The sequence below is a fragment of the Rhizobium sp. SU303 genome (genome assembly GCF_021052345.1).
Lineage (GTDB): Bacteria > Pseudomonadota > Alphaproteobacteria > Rhizobiales > Rhizobiaceae > Rhizobium > Rhizobium laguerreae.
The window spans coordinates 843,782-861,014 of sequence record NZ_CP088096.1; the positions used below are offsets into that span (position 1 = coordinate 843,782).

13 protein-coding genes are annotated in these 17,233 nt (G+C 62.2%); 6 read left to right on the forward strand and 7 right to left on the reverse strand.

Going from position 1 to position 17,233, the window contains the following annotated elements:
- Positions 1 to 23: 23 nt before the first annotated feature.
- Positions 24 to 1,214, reverse strand: a complete 1,191-nt coding sequence (locus RlegSU303_RS28540) for an amino acid aminotransferase (RefSeq protein ID WP_131718979.1) — start codon at positions 1,212 to 1,214, stop codon at positions 24 to 26.
- A 153-nt stretch (positions 1,215 to 1,367) separates the two neighbouring features.
- On the opposite strand from RlegSU303_RS28540, the gene RlegSU303_RS28545 reads away from it, so the two are divergent.
- On the forward strand, positions 1,368 to 1,835 hold the full coding sequence (locus RlegSU303_RS28545) for an Lrp/AsnC family transcriptional regulator (RefSeq protein ID WP_017956701.1): 468 nt from the start codon (positions 1,368 to 1,370) through the stop codon (positions 1,833 to 1,835).
- A gap of 9 nt (positions 1,836 to 1,844) precedes the next feature.
- On the opposite strand, the gene RlegSU303_RS28550 is transcribed toward RlegSU303_RS28545, so the two are convergent.
- The 6 genes from RlegSU303_RS28550 to RlegSU303_RS28575 all read right to left on the reverse strand — a co-directional run bounded on the left by RlegSU303_RS28550 (position 1,845) and on the right by RlegSU303_RS28575 (position 6,459).
- Positions 1,845 to 2,606 carry an ABC transporter ATP-binding protein gene (locus tag RlegSU303_RS28550; protein ID WP_017956700.1) on the reverse strand — a complete coding sequence of 254 codons (762 nt, stop codon included), beginning with the start codon at positions 2,604 to 2,606 and terminating at the stop codon, positions 1,845 to 1,847.
- A complete protein-coding gene (locus RlegSU303_RS28555) occupies positions 2,603 to 3,643 on the reverse strand; it encodes a FecCD family ABC transporter permease (RefSeq protein WP_131718978.1) in 1,041 nt (346 codons plus the stop codon). The genes RlegSU303_RS28550 and RlegSU303_RS28555 overlap by 4 nt, the downstream gene beginning before the upstream one ends.
- A complete protein-coding gene (locus RlegSU303_RS28560) occupies positions 3,640 to 4,665 on the reverse strand; it encodes an ABC transporter substrate-binding protein (RefSeq protein WP_017956698.1) in 1,026 nt (341 codons plus the stop codon). The genes RlegSU303_RS28555 and RlegSU303_RS28560 overlap by 4 nt, the downstream gene beginning before the upstream one ends.
- 153 nt (positions 4,666 to 4,818) lie before the next feature.
- Positions 4,819 to 5,682: an alpha/beta fold hydrolase gene (locus tag RlegSU303_RS28565; RefSeq protein ID WP_017956697.1), complete on the reverse strand. Its 864-nt coding sequence runs from the start codon at positions 5,680 to 5,682 to the stop codon at positions 4,819 to 4,821.
- A gap of 2 nt (positions 5,683 to 5,684) precedes the next feature.
- On the reverse strand, positions 5,685 to 5,966 hold the full coding sequence (locus tag RlegSU303_RS28570; RefSeq protein WP_017956696.1) for a hypothetical protein: 282 nt from the start codon (positions 5,964 to 5,966) through the stop codon (positions 5,685 to 5,687).
- Positions 5,967 to 5,994: 28 nt separating this feature from the next.
- Positions 5,995 to 6,459 (reverse strand): hypothetical protein, encoded by a 465-nt coding sequence (locus RlegSU303_RS28575; protein WP_026158206.1) that lies wholly within the window; start codon positions 6,457 to 6,459, stop codon positions 5,995 to 5,997.
- 210 nt (positions 6,460 to 6,669) lie between these two features.
- On the opposite strand from RlegSU303_RS28575, the gene RlegSU303_RS28580 reads away from it, so the two are divergent.
- From RlegSU303_RS28580 to treZ, 5 genes are all read left to right on the forward strand, one after another.
- On the forward strand, positions 6,670 to 12,969 hold the full coding sequence (locus tag RlegSU303_RS28580; RefSeq protein ID WP_131718977.1) for a HAMP domain-containing protein: 6,300 nt from the start codon (positions 6,670 to 6,672) through the stop codon (positions 12,967 to 12,969).
- A gap of 10 nt (positions 12,970 to 12,979) precedes the next feature.
- Positions 12,980 to 14,656 (forward strand): response regulator, encoded by a 1,677-nt coding sequence (locus tag RlegSU303_RS28585; RefSeq protein WP_131718976.1) that lies wholly within the window; start codon positions 12,980 to 12,982, stop codon positions 14,654 to 14,656.
- A 111-nt stretch (positions 14,657 to 14,767) separates the two neighbouring features.
- Positions 14,768 to 15,025, forward strand: a complete 258-nt coding sequence (locus tag RlegSU303_RS28590) for a type II toxin-antitoxin system ParD family antitoxin (RefSeq protein WP_003549968.1) — start codon at positions 14,768 to 14,770, stop codon at positions 15,023 to 15,025.
- Positions 15,018 to 15,308 (forward strand): type II toxin-antitoxin system RelE/ParE family toxin, encoded by a 291-nt coding sequence (locus RlegSU303_RS28595; RefSeq protein ID WP_003549969.1) that lies wholly within the window; start codon positions 15,018 to 15,020, stop codon positions 15,306 to 15,308. Before RlegSU303_RS28590 ends, RlegSU303_RS28595 begins: the two co-directional genes overlap by 8 nt.
- A 134-nt stretch (positions 15,309 to 15,442) precedes the next feature.
- Positions 15,443 to 17,212 carry a malto-oligosyltrehalose trehalohydrolase gene (gene treZ, locus RlegSU303_RS28600; RefSeq protein ID WP_131718975.1) on the forward strand — a complete coding sequence of 590 codons (1,770 nt, stop codon included), beginning with the start codon at positions 15,443 to 15,445 and terminating at the stop codon, positions 17,210 to 17,212.
- Positions 17,213 to 17,233: the final 21 nt, after the last annotated feature.

Consider the following 17,233-nt stretch of genomic DNA (forward strand, 5'->3'; position numbering starts at 1 on the left):
AGGCTCCAATGGCTTGAATTCGGTCAGGCGACCGTCGACGATTTCAGGCAGCCTTCGGCTCTGAGCGCCGCGACGATGGCGTCGGCGTCTGCCGGTTGCATGCCCGCGAGATTCATACGCCCGGAATCCGCCATGTAGATGCCGTGCCTAGCCCGGAGGGCCGCAGCCGTTTCTTTGGACATGGAAAGATTGGAAAACAGGCCGCGTTGCCGGCGGATGAAGGTCAGATCGAGAGCGGCGTCGGCCAGCGCTGCACGATTGCCGTTGACGCGCAGGCACATCTCTTCGAGCTCAGCGCGCCACATGGCCGACATCTCTTCGCTTTCGAGAATGGACCTGACGACCGCGGCTCCATGATCGGGCGGCATGGACCAGTTGACTCGAGCAAGTGCCGCAATGTTACTTTCGGCCTTTCTGAGGGCATCCTCATTGCGGGTCATGACATAAAGCGCGCCGACACGCTCGCGATAAAGACCGAAATTCTTGTCGCAGGAATAGGCGATCAGCGCCTCATCGACCGCCTCGAGGATCATGCGCGTCGGCGCGGCGTCCTGTTCGAGGCCGTCGCCGAGGCCCTGATAGGCGAGATCGATGAACGGCACCAGCCGATGCGCAACGAGAATCCCGGTAATCTGCCGCCACTGTTCCATGGTGAAATCGATGCCGGTCGGGTTGTGGCAGCAACCGTGAAGCAGCACGACGTCGCCTTCCCGAGCGGAAGACAAGGCGGCGACCACACTTTCGAATTTCACCTGCTGCGACATCAGGTCAACGAAAGCGTACTCCTTTACCGGCAAGCGCGCCGAGCTGAAGATCGGCGCATGATTTGGCCAGCTTGGCGTCCCGAGCAGAACCTTTGCCGACGAATTTGCCGCTTGGATGAGCTCAGCACCGAGACGCAGGGCGCCGCTTCCACCGGGTGTCTGAATGCCGACAAGGCGTTGAGCAAACGTCGGCGATTTTCCGAAGATGATGGGCTGCAGGAGGCGCACGAATTGCAGGTCGCCTTCCGGGCCAAGATATTTCTTGCTGTCCTGGGTCTCCAGGAGAAACTGCTCCGCCGCTTTGACGGCTCGCATCACTGGCGTGCGTCCCATGGCGTCACGATAGACGCCGACGCCGAGGTCGATCTTTCCGGGGCGATCGTCGGCCTGGAAGGCCTTGATCAGTGCAAGCAGGCTGTCGGCTGGCCGACTGTTCAGTTCGTCAAACACAAGTCCACCTCGTTTCCGTAATTCTGGCTCGCAGACTAGCTGAACTTTCGCGACGAATTTCTGCGATTATCTCCCTGTAATGGCGCATCTATGCAGACAATCAGCGCGATATGGCTATGATGTGCAGAAATTCACCGTCCGAGGAGGGTGGCCATGCTTGACCCATTCGATATCAAATTGCTCGCCGCTCTCCAGCAAAACAGCGAGCTGACGCAGAACGAACTCTCTCTGACGGTCAATCTCTCCGCGACCCAGTGCGCACGCCGTTTGGAAAGGCTGCGTAACGAGCAATATATCCAGAGTGTCGTCGCCATCCTCAATCCCGTGAAACTGGGTTTCACTGTCGTCGCTCATACGCTCGTCAGCCTCAGAGCGCATACGGAAGGTGGAAACGAGCAGCTTCATCGTTTCATCGAGACCGCGCCGGAGATCCTGGAATGCTATTCGCAGACCGGTGACGCCGACTTTCTGATGAAGGTCATGACGCGCGACCTCGAACATCTCAGCCAATTTCTCGAAAGAATGATCCGGGTCACCGACAATCTGGCGTCGGTCAAGTCAAGCATCGTCCTCAAGACACTGAAAAAGACGACCGCTTTGCCGCTGCAGATCGTGACGTGAGAGCCGCTCTCACCTGAGATAGTGGATATGCGGGCGCGAATGATAGGGAGAGGTTTCGATACGGGCCTCGACGGAAAAGACATCCTTTAGAAGATCCTCGCTCAACACGTCCTGCGGCGCGCCGGAGGTGACGATCCTGCCATGCTGCATAATGATCAGCTGGTCGCAGAACATGGCGGCATGGTTGAGATCGTGCAGGGCGACGATGCTGGTGATCGGCAGGCCGGAGACGAGCCGCATTAGCCCGATCTGGTGCTGGATATCGAGATGGTTTGTGGGCTCGTCGAGGATCAGTTCCTGGGGCGACTGGGCGAGCGCCCTTGCGATATGGGTGCGCTGCTTTTCGCCGCCCGACAGGCTCTGCCAGCGATCGTCGCGCTTCTCCGCCATGCCGGCGCGGACCAGCGCGGCTTCGACCGCCTCTTCGTCGGTCTGCGTCCAGCCTGAAAACATCGACCGGTGCGGGAACCGGCCGAGCTTGACGACGTCGACGACCCTGAGATTGGCATTTGTGGTGGCGTGTTGCTCGACGAAGGCGATCCGCCGGGCGATCGAGCGGCGGCTGATCGTGGCGATGTCCCTCCGGTCGAGCGTGATGCGGCCGGAATGCGGCCGCTTCAGGCCGGCGAGAAGCCGAAGGAGCGAGGTCTTGCCCGAGCCGTTCGGTCCGAGCAGGCCGAGCATCTTGCCCGGCGGCGCGTCCAGGGAAACGCCATCGAGAATGGTCTTCCTGCCAATCTTCCAGATGAGGTTGTCGGCTTTGATGCTCATGATGCGCGCTGGAACCGGTAGAGGATGATCGAGAAGAAGGGGACGCCCACCAGCGCCGTGACGACGCCGATCGGCAGGATCTGGTTCGGAATGAGGGCGCGCGCGGCGATGTCGGCGAGCACCATGAAGATCGCCCCTGTTATGGCGCAAGCCGGCAGGAGGCGGACATGCAGCGGCCCGACGACAAAGCGGGCGACATGCGGCACGACGAGGCCGACGAAGCCGATCGATCCTACCATGCTGACGATCGTCGCCGTCATCATTGCCGTCAGCGCAAAGAGCGCCATCCGCGCGCGGCCGACATTGACGCCGAGCGAGGATGCCGCCTCGTCACCGAATGCGAAGGCGTCGAGCACGCGAGCGTAAAACAGGCACCCGACAAGGGCGACGCCGACGACGATAGAAACCAGCGCAAATTCCGGCCAGCGCACGCCGCCGAAGCTGCCGAGCAGCCAGAACATGACGTCGCGGGCCTGCTGTGCATTGGCCGATGTCGTGACGATATAGGACGTCGTGGCGTTGAAAAGCTGCGAAGCGGCGACACCGGCAAGGATGGTCCGATCCGCTCCGCCGCGCGTGCCGTTCGACAGGAGCGCGACGAAGAAGAAGGCTGCGAAGGCGCCGGCAAAGGCGCCGGCCGATATCGAAACCGCCCCCGAGCCGATCCCCAGGATGACGATGGCGACGGCGCCGGAAGAGGCGCCGGCCGAGATGCCGAGAACATAGGGTTCGGCAAGCGGATTGCGCAGCAGCGACTGCATGATCGCGCCCGACAGCGCAAGGCCCGCGCCGCAAAAGGCGGCGACGAGCGCCCGGCTGAGACGATAATCCCAGATGACGGTTTCATGGATGCGGTTCAGTTCGACCGCGGTCCATCCCAGCCGGTTGGTGACGGCCGAAAACGTGGTGGCAAGCGGGATCGGCAGGTCGCCGATCCCGACGCTGACGCCAATGGCGATAGCGATGAGGCAGAAAGAGGCGAGGAGCAGTGCGAGGACGGCTCCCAGCTGCCGGAAGATACGGCCCGCTTCCGTCACTTCAACAGACCGAGAGCCTTCAGCTGGCCGGCCACCTGCTCAGCGCCGTAGACCGTGCGGACGGTCGGGTTCATGGCCTGGCCGTCCATGATCACGATCGCCTTGTTCTTGACGGCGGGGATCTGGCTGACGGCCGGATCGGTGTTCAGGAAATTGATCTTCGCCTCCGGCTTGTCGAGCTCCCAACGGTTACGATCGAGACTGGCGACGACGATGACGTCGGGATTGGAGGCGATGATGCCTTCCCAGCCGAGCGTCGGCCATTCCGCTTCCGCTGATATCGCGTTGTGCCCGCCGAGCAGGTCGGCGATGAAGCCGGACGCACTGTTCTTGCCGCCGAGATAGGCGTCGGCCGACGGGCTGGGGCTGGAGAACCAGAAGACGTAGGAAAGGTTCTTGCCGTCCTTCGAAACGCTGGAGCGAAGCTTGGCTTCGCGCGCCTTGAAGTCGGCGATCAGCGCCTGGCCGCGATCGGCGACATCGAAGATCTGCGAGAGTTCGTCGATCTCCTTGTAGAGAAGGTCCATGTTCCACAGCTCGGCGCGGCTGCCGTACTGGTCTTTGACGTCCTTGGTGCTGAGGCAGGTGCTGGGCGAGAGATAGGTCGCGACGCCGACCTCGTCGAAATCCTCGCGCTTGGCGACCTTGCTGTTCGGCCCAACCAGGCTCGGCAGAGCCGCCGCCACGAAATCGGGATTTTCGGCCAGGATCGATTCGAAAGTCGGCATCTCGACGGTCAGAAGCTTGACCTTGGCATTGGCTTCTGCGAGCTGCGGCAGGACCTTGCTCGGCCAGAACGCTGTGCCGGCCATCTTGTTCTCGAGGCCTAGCAGCAGCAGGATTTCAGCGCTGTTCTGGCCGAGGCCAATCGCTCGTTCGGGCGCCTTCTGGAAAGTCACCTGCGCGCCGCAGTTTTCCAGTGTCAGCGGGTAGGTCGTCGAACCGGCCAAAGACGGATTTGCGGCAAGGCCGATCATAGCGGAGAGGCCGCAGGCGGCCAGAAGCGATTTGAGGCTGGTCACGTATAGATCCCGGTGCGTGAGTGTGTACGGCCGGGGTATAGCCACAGGAGCCGCCGAGAAACAAGACCGAATGGATCAACTTATAGCAGAAACCGGCAGCGCTGAACATTCTCCCCGGATGGCGCACTACCGAAACGTGTCTCGATTTCAGTTCTATCGGCGGTCGAGAAACTCCCGGATCGCCTGCGAGAGCGCTTCGGGATTCTCCTCGGCCACGTGATGGCCGCTGTCTATGCCGAAGCCGTGCACGTGATCCGCCCAGTTCCGCCAGATGGCGACGGGATCGCCATAGATCTGCTCCATGTCGTCGCGTAGCGACCAGAGGCAGAGCATGGGGCAGGTCACTTTCCGGCCGGCGTCGCGGTCCTCGCGGTCGTGGAGATGGTCGATGCGGAGGCCGGCGCGGTAGTCCTCGATCATCCCGTGAATCACGGCTGGATCGCGGACGACGTCGACGAGGTCGTCATAGGCTTGCCTTCCCATCAGCGCCGGCGAGAGTTTGTCATACCACGCGAGGGGATCGGCCAAGATCGCCCGTTCCGGCTTTTCCGGTTGAGCGAAGAAGAACCAGTGGTACCAGTCTCTCGCAAATTTCCAGTCGGCGCGTTCGAGATGCTCGATCACGGGGATGCCGTCGGCGATGATGAGTCTCTGCACGCGGTCGGGATGATCCATCGCCATGCGGAAGGCAGTCAAGCTTCCGCGGTCGTGGCCGACCACCGCGAAGCTCTCGTGCCCCAGCCTCAGCATCAGTTCGACCAGGGCTTCCGCCTTTGCGCGCTTCGAAGAGTTGCGGCTGTCGGGAGCATCGAGCGGCTGGTAGGAGCGGCCGAAACCGGGAAGGTCGGGGCAGACGATCGTGAAATGGGGCGACAGCAGATCGGCCACCGTGCCCCAGGTCATATGTGTCCTGGGATGGCCGTGGAGAAGCAGAACGGCCGGTCCCGTTCCGCCGTGACGGACGCGAAGCGACCCCGGCCCGGCGTCGACGGTATCGAGAGAAAAGCCTTCGAACATGCTCAGCTGAGCTTCCCCACACGCTTGGCATAGTCTGAAAACGTGGCCCCTTCGCCCTTCCGACCGGCTTCGCCGGCTAGCTGCAGCACGCGGATCGGAAACAGGATCGCCGCCCGGTTGGCGCCTGACAGCTCGTGGTCGTCATCCTCCTCGATCGCCTTTTGAGCCTTCGAGAGCGCAGCGTCGATCTCCCCGCGCGTGAGCAGTTGCTTATCGACGATCGCATCACATATCGAGGCCATCGCCATGATCAGGCCCTTGAGCTGCAGATTGGCGGTATTCATGAGAACTCCCCAGGTGAAGAAAGAATTTCTAGTCCGGTTCGACCGGCCGGATCGTGTCGACGGAGACCGTACCGTCGAGGATGCTGCGCTTTATATCACGTCTGTTCCGATCGATTTCGATCACGGTGTAAAGCTTGTCGTCGCGGAAGGCACTGGCATTGACTGTCGTCACGTCCTCGGCGGGCGCTGCGTCGACTTCCATGAAGTCGAGTTCGCGCGCCGCGGCGACGATCCTGGCATCGCCTGGCGTTCTCGCGGCGACGACGACGGTACCGTGTCCGGGGGAATTGTCCCATCTCGGATCGTCGGGTGCGGCGATCGGCTCCAACCGGTAGATGTTGAGCATCTCGCCGCCGGCGTCGGGCGACGCTTGCGCAGCCGCGTCATCGATTTGCGCCTGGCTCTCGACCGACTTTCCGAAAGTGGTCGGGCTGGTCGCGTTGTTGATCTCTTCCTTGCCTGTCCTTGAGACGTTCGACATGTCGCTCTCCATTGTCAGGACGGAAACGACAGCCGGCAGCAAAGTGTTCCCGCGCACGAAAAACCGCAAATTCCACCGGGGCGGGTTCTGGCGAGCATTTCCGATATCTGCAACTATCAGGCTCATTTTGAGCGATGAATCATGTTAGGATGGACGCGGGACGGCCCATACCATTTTCTGAGTTGAGCGCTAAATTACCGATCGTCGAAGAGGGGGATTTTCGTGAGCAACCAAACCAGCGAATTCGCGCGCGACAGCGTTGCGGTAGACAGCCTCAATGGGCGTGACCACAAAACGATGGCGTTCGACGACGCCAGCGCGCTTCTGGAAGTCCTTGTCGCAGTCCGGCGCGGCGACTTTTCCGTACGGATGCGATCCGACCTGACGGGTCTCACCGGCAAGGTCGCCGATGCCCTCAACGACATCATCGCCGCCAATCAGCGCATGGCCCAGCAGCTCGAGCATGTCGGGCAGGTGGTCGGCCGGGACGGGCGAACGAGCACGCGCGTACGCTTCGGCCTGTCGGACGGCTCTTGGTCCGAAATGGAAGGATCGATCAACGGTCTGATCGACGATCTCCTATGGCCGACAACCGCCGTCACGCGCACGATCACGGCAGTCGCCAAGGGAGATCTCTTGCAGACCGTGCCGCTGGATGTCGACGGGCGGCCGCTCAAAGGGGAATTCCTGCGCTCGGCCGATATCGTCAACACGATGATCAAGCAGCTGAGCGTCTTCACATCGGAAGTGACGCGCGTCGCCCGCGAGGTCGGCACGGACGGAAAACTCGGCGGCCAGGCACAGGTGCCGGAGGTGACGGGCGTCTGGAAGGATCTCACCGAAAGCGTGAACTCGATGGCGTCGAACCTGACGGCGCAGGTGCGCAATATCGCCGAAGTGACGATCGCGGTTGCGAATGGCGATCTTTCCAAGAAGATCACCGTCGACGTGCGCGGCGAGATCCTGCAGCTCAAGGAAGCGATCAACACCATGGTCGACCAGCTCAGGTCCTTCGCCTCGGAAGTGACGCGCGTCGCCCGCGAGGTCGGCACCGAAGGCAAGCTCGGCGGACAGGCGCTGGTGCCGGGTGTCGCCGGAACCTGGAAGGACCTGACCGACAGCGTCAACGCCATGTGCGGCAACCTGACGGCTCAGGTGCGCAACATTGCCCAGGTGACCACGGCCGTGGCGCGCGGCGACCTGTCGCGCAAGATCACCGTCGACGTCTCGGGTGAAATCCTGGAGCTGAAGGAAACCATCAACACGATGGTCGATCAGCTGAACGGCTTTGCCGGCGAGGTGACGCGCGTGGCGCGTGAAGTCGGCACGGAGGGCCGCCTCGGCGGTCAGGCGCAGGTGCCAGGCGTCGCCGGCACCTGGAAGGACCTCACCGATAACGTCAATTCCATGGCCTCGAACCTCACCGCGCAGGTGCGCAACATCGCCGAGGTCTCGACTGCGATCGCCAATGGCGACCTGTCGAAGAAGATCACCGTGACGGTGTCGGGGGAAATCCTCGAGCTGAAGGAAACGATCAACACGATGGTTGATCAGCTGAATGCCTTCGCTTCGGAAGTCACCCGCGTCGCTCGCGAAGTCGGCACGGAGGGACGGCTTGGCGGCCAGGCCAATGTGCGCGGCGTCGCCGGCACATGGAAGGATCTGACCGAGAACGTCAACTCGATGGGCGGCAACCTGACGGCACAGGTGCGCAATATCGCGGAAGTCTCGACCGCCATCGCCAATGGCGACTTGTCGAAGAAGATCACCGTCGACGTGAAGGGCGAGATCCTCGAACTGAAGGAAACCATCAATACGATGGTCGATCAGCTGAATGCCTTCGCTTCGGAAGTGACACGTGTCGCCCGCGAAGTCGGCACAGAAGGCCGGCTCGGCGGCCAGGCCAATGTGCGCGGCGTTGCCGGCACCTGGAAGGACCTGACCGACAGCGTCAATTCCATGGCTTCCAACCTCACCGGGCAGGTGCGCAACATCGCCGAAGTCGCGACCGCCGTCGCCCAGGGAGACCTGTCCAAGAAGATCACCGTCACCGTGTCGGGCGAAATCCTCGAACTGAAGGAGACCATCAACACGATGGTCGATCAGCTCAACGGCTTTGCCGGCGAGGTGACGCGTGTGGCGCGCGAGGTCGGCACGGAAGGGCGGCTCGGCGGCCAGGCGAACGTGCTCGGCGTCGCCGGCACCTGGAAGGATTTGACCGACAGCGTCAACTCCATGGCGGGCAATCTGACGGCGCAGGTGCGCAACATCGCGGAAGTCTCGACTGCGATTGCCAATGGCGACCTGTCGAAGAAGATCACTGTGTCGGTTTCGGGTGAAATCCTCGAGCTCAAGGAAACGCTGAACACCATGGTCGATCAGCTGAACCGCTTTGCTTCCGAAGTCACCCGTGTCGCCCGCGAAGTCGGCACCGAGGGCAAGCTCGGTGGCCAGGCGCAGGTGCCGGGTGTTGCAGGCACCTGGAAGGATCTCACCGAAAACGTCAACTCCATGGCCTCCAACCTGACCGGCCAGGTCCGAAACATCGCGGAAGTGACCACGGCGGTGGCCCGCGGCGACCTGTCGCGCAAGATCACCGTCGACGTGAAGGGGGAAATCCTCGAACTGAAGAACACCATCAACACGATGGTGGACCAGCTCAACGCCTTTGCCGGCGAAGTGACGCGCGTCGCCCGCGAAGTCGGCACCGAAGGCAAGCTCGGCGGCCAGGCGCAGGTCTCCGGTGTTGCCGGCACCTGGAAGGACCTGACCGACAGCGTCAACTCCATGGCCGGCAACCTGACGGCGCAGGTGCGCAACATCGCCGAGGTGGCCACCGCTATCGCCAACGGCGACCTGTCCCGCAAGATCACGGTCGACGTGCGCGGGGAAATCCTGCTCTTGAAGGATACGCTGAATACCATGGTCGATCAGCTTCGCTCCTTTGCCGGCGAAGTGACGCGTGTCGCCCGCGAAGTCGGCACCGATGGCAGGCTCGGCGGCCAGGCCGTCGTTCCCGGTGTCGCCGGCACCTGGAAGGACCTGACCGATAACGTCAACCTGCTTGCCGCCAATCTGACGACCCAGGTTCGAAACATTGCCGAAGTGACGACGGCCGTGGCGCGCGGCGACCTGTCGCGCAAGATCACCGTCGACGTGAAGGGGGAAATCCTCGAACTGAAGAACACCATCAACACGATGGTGGACCAGCTCAACGCCTTCGCCGGCGAAGTGACGCGCGTCGCCCGCGAAGTCGGCACCGAAGGCAAGCTCGGCGGCCAGGCGCAGGTGCCGGGTGTCGCCGGTACCTGGAAGGACCTGACCGACACCGTCAACGTCATGGCCGCCAACCTGACCGAGCAGGTCCGCGGCATCGTCAAGGTGGTGACGGCGGTGGCGAACGGCGACCTCAAGCAGAATCTCACCGTCGCATCGAAGGGTGAGGTGGCTGCCCTTGCCGAGACCATCAACAACATGACCAACACGCTTGCGACCTTTGCCGATCAGGTGACCACGGTTGCGCGTGAGGTGGGCGTGGAGGGCCGCCTCGGCGGTCAGGCGAATGTTCCGGGTACTGCGGGAACCTGGAAGGACTTGACCGGCAACGTCAACCTGCTGGCCGCCAACCTGACGACGCAGGTGCGCGCCATTGCCGAGGTGGCGACCGCCGTCACCAAGGGTGACCTGACGCGCTCGATCAAGGTCGACGCGCGTGGCGAAGTGGCCGAGCTCAAGGACAACATCAACACGATGATCGACAACCTCAGGCTCACCACCGAGCGCAACACCGAGCAGGACTGGCTGAAGACCAACCTGGCTCGCTTCACCAACATGCTGCAGGGGCAGCGCGACCTGACGCTGGTCGGCAAGATGCTGCTGTCGGAGCTGGCGCCTCTGGTCGGTGCCCATCAGGGGGTCATCTACCAGGTGGATTCCGACGAGCGGCAGCCGATCTTGTCGCTGCTCTCTGTCTACGCGAAAGGGGGCGAGGCGGCGCACCCGGCGCGGCTCGAATTCGGCCAGGGACTTGTCGGCCAGTGCGCCAGCGACGCCCGCCGCATCCTGGTCACCGACCTTCCCGACAATGTCGTTCCGATAAGCTCCGGCGTGTTCACGACTTTGCCGAGGAGCGCCATCGTGCTGCCTGTGCATTTCGAGGGACAGGTTAAAGCAGTGATCGAGCTGGCCTCCGTCGGCGAATTCACCGAGTTGCAGCTGTCGTTCCTCGACCAGTTGACGACATCGATCGGCATCGTCCTCAACTCGATCGAAGCGACGATGCAGACCGAAGGCCTGCTCAAGCAGTCCCAGCAGCTTGCCGCCGAGCTTCAGACGCAGCAGCGCGAGCTGCAGCAGACCAACGAGCAGCTCGGGCAGAAGGCGCAGCAACTGGAGGAGCGCAACGTCGAAGTCGAGGCGAAGAACCAGGAAATCGAGCAGGCCCGGCGCGCGCTCGAGGAAAAGGCAACCGAGCTGGCGCTGACATCGAAGTACAAATCCGAATTCCTCGCCAACATGTCGCATGAGCTGCGCACGCCTTTGAATTCGATCCTCATCCTCGGCCAGCAGCTGGGAGAAAATCCGGATGGCAACCTCTCGGGCAAACAGGTCGAGTTCGCAAAGACGATCCACGGCGCGGGAACCGATCTGTTGAACCTCATCAGCGACATCCTCGACCTGTCGAAGATCGAGTCCGGAACAGTCTCGGTCGATGCCGAGGAGATTTTTGTCAGCAACCTGCTCGAGATGATGGCGCGACCATTCCGGCACGAGGCCGAAAACCGGGACCTGTCGTTCTCGGTCGATGTCGGCGCCGATGTTGCAAAGAGCCTCATCACCGATTCGAAGCGACTGCAGCAGATCCTCAAGAACCTGCTGTCGAATGCCTTCAAGTTCACCGCGCAGGGCGGCGTGACACTTCGCGTCGCGTCGGCAACGAGCGGCTGGTCGTCCGATCATCCCTCGTTGAGGCACGCGCCGTCTGTCATCGCCTTCGAAGTCGTCGATACCGGTATCGGCATACCGCCTGAAAAACAGCGCATCATTTTCGAGGCGTTCCAGCAGGCGGATGCGTCGACGAGCCGCAAATACGGCGGCACCGGCCTCGGCCTGGCGATCAGCCGCGAATTGGCGAACCTCTTGGGCGGCGAGATCCAGCTGCGCAGCACCCCCGGTGTCGGCAGCACCTTCGTCCTCTACCTGCCGCTCACCTATGTCGGAGCCGGCGCGGCTGCGCCCAAGACCGTTCCGTCGGCAAATGTAGTGGAATTCGCCGAGGCGGCAGCAAACCGCCGCGCCGAAAAACCGACCGAACATGTCGAAGACGATCGTCATCAGATAGCGGCCGGCGACTCGGTGCTGCTCGTCGTCGAGGACGATGCGCATTACGCCCGCGTGCTGGTGGATCTTGCCCGCGACAATGGATTCAAGGTTCTGGTGGCGATGCGCGGCAGCGATGCGCTCGCACTCGCGCAGGACTACAGGCCGGCGGCGATCTCGCTCGATATCTTTCTGCCCGACATGCTCGGCTGGACGGTGCTGAGCCAGCTCAAGCAGAATCCGCAGACGCGGCATATTCCGGTCCAGATCATCAGCCTCGACGAGGATCGTCAGCATGGGCTGACCCGCGGCGCCTTCGCTTTCATGAGCAAACCGACCACGCCGGAAGGCCTCGGCAAGGCACTGTCGCGATTGAAGGCCTATGCACAACCGCGCCGCAAGCATCTGCTGCTCGTGGAGGACAACGAGGCCGAGCGTCTGAGCGTCACCGCCCTTCTCGGACATGACGACATCGATATCACCAGCGTCGGCTCCGGATCGGAGGCTCTCGCCGCCCTTCGGCAGAATTCTGCCGACTGCGTGGTGCTCGACCTTTCCCTTCCCGACATGTCCGGCTTCGACGTGCTGGAGCAGATGCGCGACGACGCCGAGATCGGCGAGGTGCCGGTTGTCGTGTTCACCGGCCGGGAGCTTTCCGCCGAGGAAGACGCGGCGCTGCACAGCATGGCCCGCAGCGTCGTGGTGAAGGGGGTCGAGTCGCCCGAACGTCTCCTGGATGAGACGGCTCTGTTCCTGCACCGGGTGGTCGCCGACCTGCCGGCCGCAAAACAGGCAACGCTGCAGGAACTGCACAGCTCGGACGAGGATCTGGTCGGCGAGACCGTGCTGCTCGTCGACGACGACGCCCGCAATATCTTCGCGCTGAGCAGCGTCCTCGAACGCCGGGGAATGAAGGTCCTGACCGCGACGACCGGCAGCGAAGCCATCGACGTCATCAACAACGAACCCTCTGTCGCGATCGTGCTGATGGACATCATGATGCCTGGAATGGACGGTTACGAGACGATGCAGGTCATCCGTTCGGAGCCCCGGTTCCGGCGGTTGCCGATCGTGGCGCTAACGGCCAAGGCGATGAAGGGCGACCGCGAGAAATGCCTGGAAGCGGGCGCGTCCGACTATCTGGCGAAGCCGGTCAATACCGAACAGCTTCTGTCGGCTCTTCGCATGTGGCTGCATCGCTGAGGATCTGGCCATGAACCCCGTCAACATTCTCCTCGTCGACGACCAACCGGCAAAGCTCCTGAGTTACGAGGTCATTCTCGAAGAGCTCGAGGAAAACCTCATCAAGGCGCAATCCGCTCGCGAAGCCTTCGAGCATCTGTTGCGCACCGAAATCGCGGTGATCCTCGTCGATGTCTGCATGCCCGAACAGGATGGGTTCGAACTCGTCAGCATGATCCGGCAGCATCCGCGCTATCAGAACACGCCGATCATCTTCGTTTCCGCCGTGATGCTGGCGGAACCGGACCGGCTGCGCGGCTATGCGGTGGGCGCGGTCGACTACGTCTCCGTCCCGATCGTCCCCGAGGTGCTCAGAGCCAAGGTGCGGGTCTTTGCCGATCTCTACAGGAAGACGAGGGAACTCGAACGCCTGAACGCCGAGCTGGAGGCCCGCGTTCAACAGCGAACCGCCGAGCTCGAGGCCTCTGCAGCGCAGTTGCGTGAGCTCAATGAGGAACTCGAGCACCGGATCGACCAAAGGACGCGGGAGCGCGAAGAGGCGCTTGCGCAGCTGTTCGAGGCGCAGAAGCTCGACACGATCGGCCATCTGACGGGTGGCGTCGCCCACGACTTCAATAACCTCCTCATGGCAGTTCTCGGCAGCCTCAACCTTCTGAAGAAGCGGCTTCCGGCCGATGAACGCAGCGAACGCCTGGTGACGAACGCGATCCAGGCGGCCGAGCGCGGCACCGCGCTCACCCAGCGCCTGCTTGCCTTCGCACGCCGCCAGGAGCTCAAGCCGCAGGCGGTCGACTTCTTCAGGCTGTTCGAAAACGTCGAGGATCTTCTCGCCAAGGCGGTGGGGCCGCGCATCGAAATCCGCAAAAGCATTCCGGCGGATCTGGCGCCCCTTCTGGTCGACAGCAACCAGCTGGAACTGGCGCTGCTCAACCTATTCGTCAATGCGCGGGATGCGCTCGAAAGCGGCGGAGCCGTGACGGTTGCCGCGGCGGCAGCCGAAGACGCCCGCCCGGCCGGGCTCGCGGGCGGAAATTATATCAGGATATCGGTGTCGGACGATGGCGAGGGGATGGACGAGGCAACGGTCTCGCGTGCCGCCGAACCGTTTTTCACCACCAAGGGTGTCGGCAAAGGCACCGGTCTCGGCCTGTCGATGGTTCATGGCCTTGCGGCGCAATCCGGCGGCTCTATCCAGATATCGAGCGTCAGGGGCAAGGGCACGACCGTTTCCCTATGGCTGCCCGTTGCCGAAACCTTCGTCAGGGTGCAGCAGGCCGTCGAGCCTCCGGCAACGGAGCCTTTGAAACCGGCGTCGCGGCCGCTTGCCATTCTGGTCGTCGACGACGATGCGCTTGTCAGGACCGGAACCGTGGCGATGCTGGAGGATCTCGGGCATCTGCCGCAAGAGGCATCTTCCGCTTCCCAGGCTTTGGAATTCTTTGCCGACGGACAGGGTTGCGATCTCGTCATCACCGATCATGCCATGCCGGGCATGACGGGCGCCGAGCTTGCGCGTCACCTTCGCTCCTCCTTTCCAGGCCTGCCCATCATCCTTGCCTCGGGCTATGCCGAGTTTTCCGAAGACCATGGCCTCGGGCGGATGCTGCGAATGAAGAAACCATTCACGCAGGAACAGCTTCAGGCGGCCATGGATCAGGCGCTCTCGGGTAAAGTCGCTGCGGCCTGAGGGTTGAAGTGCCGCGGCTGCAAGTTCTGGTCGCAGTCAAGGTGGTGCCGTCTGTTTTATTTGTCCGGGTTATCAAAAACTGATAATATTGCCTCGATGAAAGGTATTGCCATGCCCTCCAGCTATAATATTGGGCCTCGCTATGAAGGCTTTGTCCGTGAGCTTGTTGAAAGCGGGCGCTATGCCAGCGCCAGCGAAGTTATGCGCGATAGCCTCCGCTTGCTGGAACAGCGGGAGGAAATTCGTGCGCTTGAACTGGAAAAACTCAAGCGGGAATATGCCGAGGGCAAAGCCAGCGGCGAACCCGAAGAGATTGATCCTACGGCCTTCCTGCAAGAACTGAAGGCAGAACGCGCAGCTCGTGGCTAAATATAAGTTGACTCCGCGTGCCCAGCGCCAGATGCGCGATATCTGGCGCAATATCGCCGTTCACAATGAACTGGCTGCCGACAGGCTCCTGCAAAAGCTTTTCGACAAGTTCGAACTCGTCGCTGCTCATCCCGAAATGGGGCCTGCGCGCCCGGAAATCAGCCCCGTCGCCCGCCTGATTATCGAGGGGCGTTATATCGCCATCTATGAACCCACCAATTACGGCGCCGAAATTGTCGTCGTTGTCCACGGGATGCGCGAGCCCACGACCTGGCTCGATTGACCTAACCTTCTATGTTCCGGTGAATATCGTCACCTGGTGACAGCGGCGGCTTTCGCGCGTCCCCTTGCGGACGAAACTTTTTGCTCCCGCAAAAGTTACCCAAATCTCATCCTAATTTCATCGAAGGCTTTCCCTTGACCAAAATGACGTTCGGCCCCGCATTCACCGAAGAGGGCATTCTATTCCGCCTCTGGGCTCCTCTGCATGAAAGCGTGTCGTTGAAGATCGAAGGCGCTGATCCGCGGCTGATGCAGGCGGTCGGGGACGGCTGGCACCACTCTACGGTCGCGGATGCCGGTGTCGGTACGCGCTACCGCTTCGTCCTGCCGGACGGTCTTGAAATTCCCGATCCCGCCTCGCGGTTTCAGCCGCAGGATGTGCACGGGCCGAGCGAAGTGGTCGACCTTTCCTTCTATCGCTGGAAGACGAACGACTGGACGGGACGGCCCTGGGAGGAGATGGTCATCTACGAGATGCATATCGGCTGCTTCACGCCGGAGGGCACTTTCAAGGCCGCGATCGCGCGGCTCGACCATCTGCAAGCGCTGCGCGTTACGGCGCTGCAGATCATGCCGCTTAGTGAATTTCCCGGCCGTTACAGCTGGGGTTATGACGGCGTGCTTCCCTATGCTCCTGACAGCAGCTACGGCCGGCCGGAAGATTTCATGGCGCTGGTGGACGCAGCGCACCAGCGCGGCATCTCGGTTTTCCTGGACGTGGTCTACAATCACTTCGGGCCCGACGGGAACTATATCCCCTCCTATGCGCCGCTCTTTACCGACCATCACAAGACGCCCTGGGGCAACGGGATCAACTACGATGGCGACGGATCGGAGATGATCCGCGAGTTCATCATCGAAAACGCCATCTACTGGATCACCGAGTTCAGGCTCGACGGTTTCCGCTTCGATGCCGTCCACGCCATTAAGGACGACAGCGCTGAGCATCTGCTTCACGCGCTTGCCCGCCGCGTCAGGGCCGCGGCCGGCGACCGGCATGTTCATCTGATCGTCGAAAACGAGGAGAACGACAGCGACCTGTTGCAGCGTGGCGAAAACGGGGAAGTGAAGCTGTTCACCGCCCAGTGGAACGACGACGTGCACCATGTGCTGCATATCACCGCCACCGGCGAAACCTTCGGCTACTATGCCGATTACACCGGTGACGCCGGCAAGCTCGGCCGAGCGCTGGCGGAAGGCTTCGTGTTTCAGGGAGAACACATGCCCTATCGCGGCGCAAGCCGCGGCAAGCCGAGCGGCTATCTCCCGTCCACCGCTTTCATCTCCTTCATCCAGAACCATGACCAGATCGGCAACAGGGCGCTGGGGGATCGGGTTCTGGCTTCGAGCCCTGCCGATGTCATCAAGGCCGTCGCCGCCATCTACCTGCTGGCGCCTGAGATCCCGATGCTGTTCATGGGCGAGGAATGGGGTGCCAGAGAACCTTTCCCCTTTTTCTGCGATTTCGACGAGGATCTGAACGAGAAGGTCAGGAAAGGCCGTCGCGAGGAGCTTTCCCGTCTCCCGGGCTTCGACGCCGACGACCTTCTCGACCCGACGGCGCCATCGACCTTCGCCGCCGCCAAACTGGACTGGTCGAAACTCGCCTCTTCCGAGGTCCTTCGTTTTTACAGGGCGCTTCTCGACCTCCGGCACCGCAGGATCGTGCCTTTGCTGAACGGCGCCGGCGCCGGAAACGCGGTCTATCGCTCGGCGGGAAGCGCGCTCGCGGTGGATTGGACCCTGGCGCAAAACCGGCGTCTTCATCTGCACGCCAACCTCGGCGCCGAGGCGGCGGCGCTCGTCTCGCAGCAGAACGACGGCGAGACGATCTTCCGTCTCGGCGGCAGCGATGGTGGCAATCTCTCGCCCTGGACGGTGATCTGGAGCATCGGCGAAGCGTGACGGCGTGCTGACAGGAAGGCG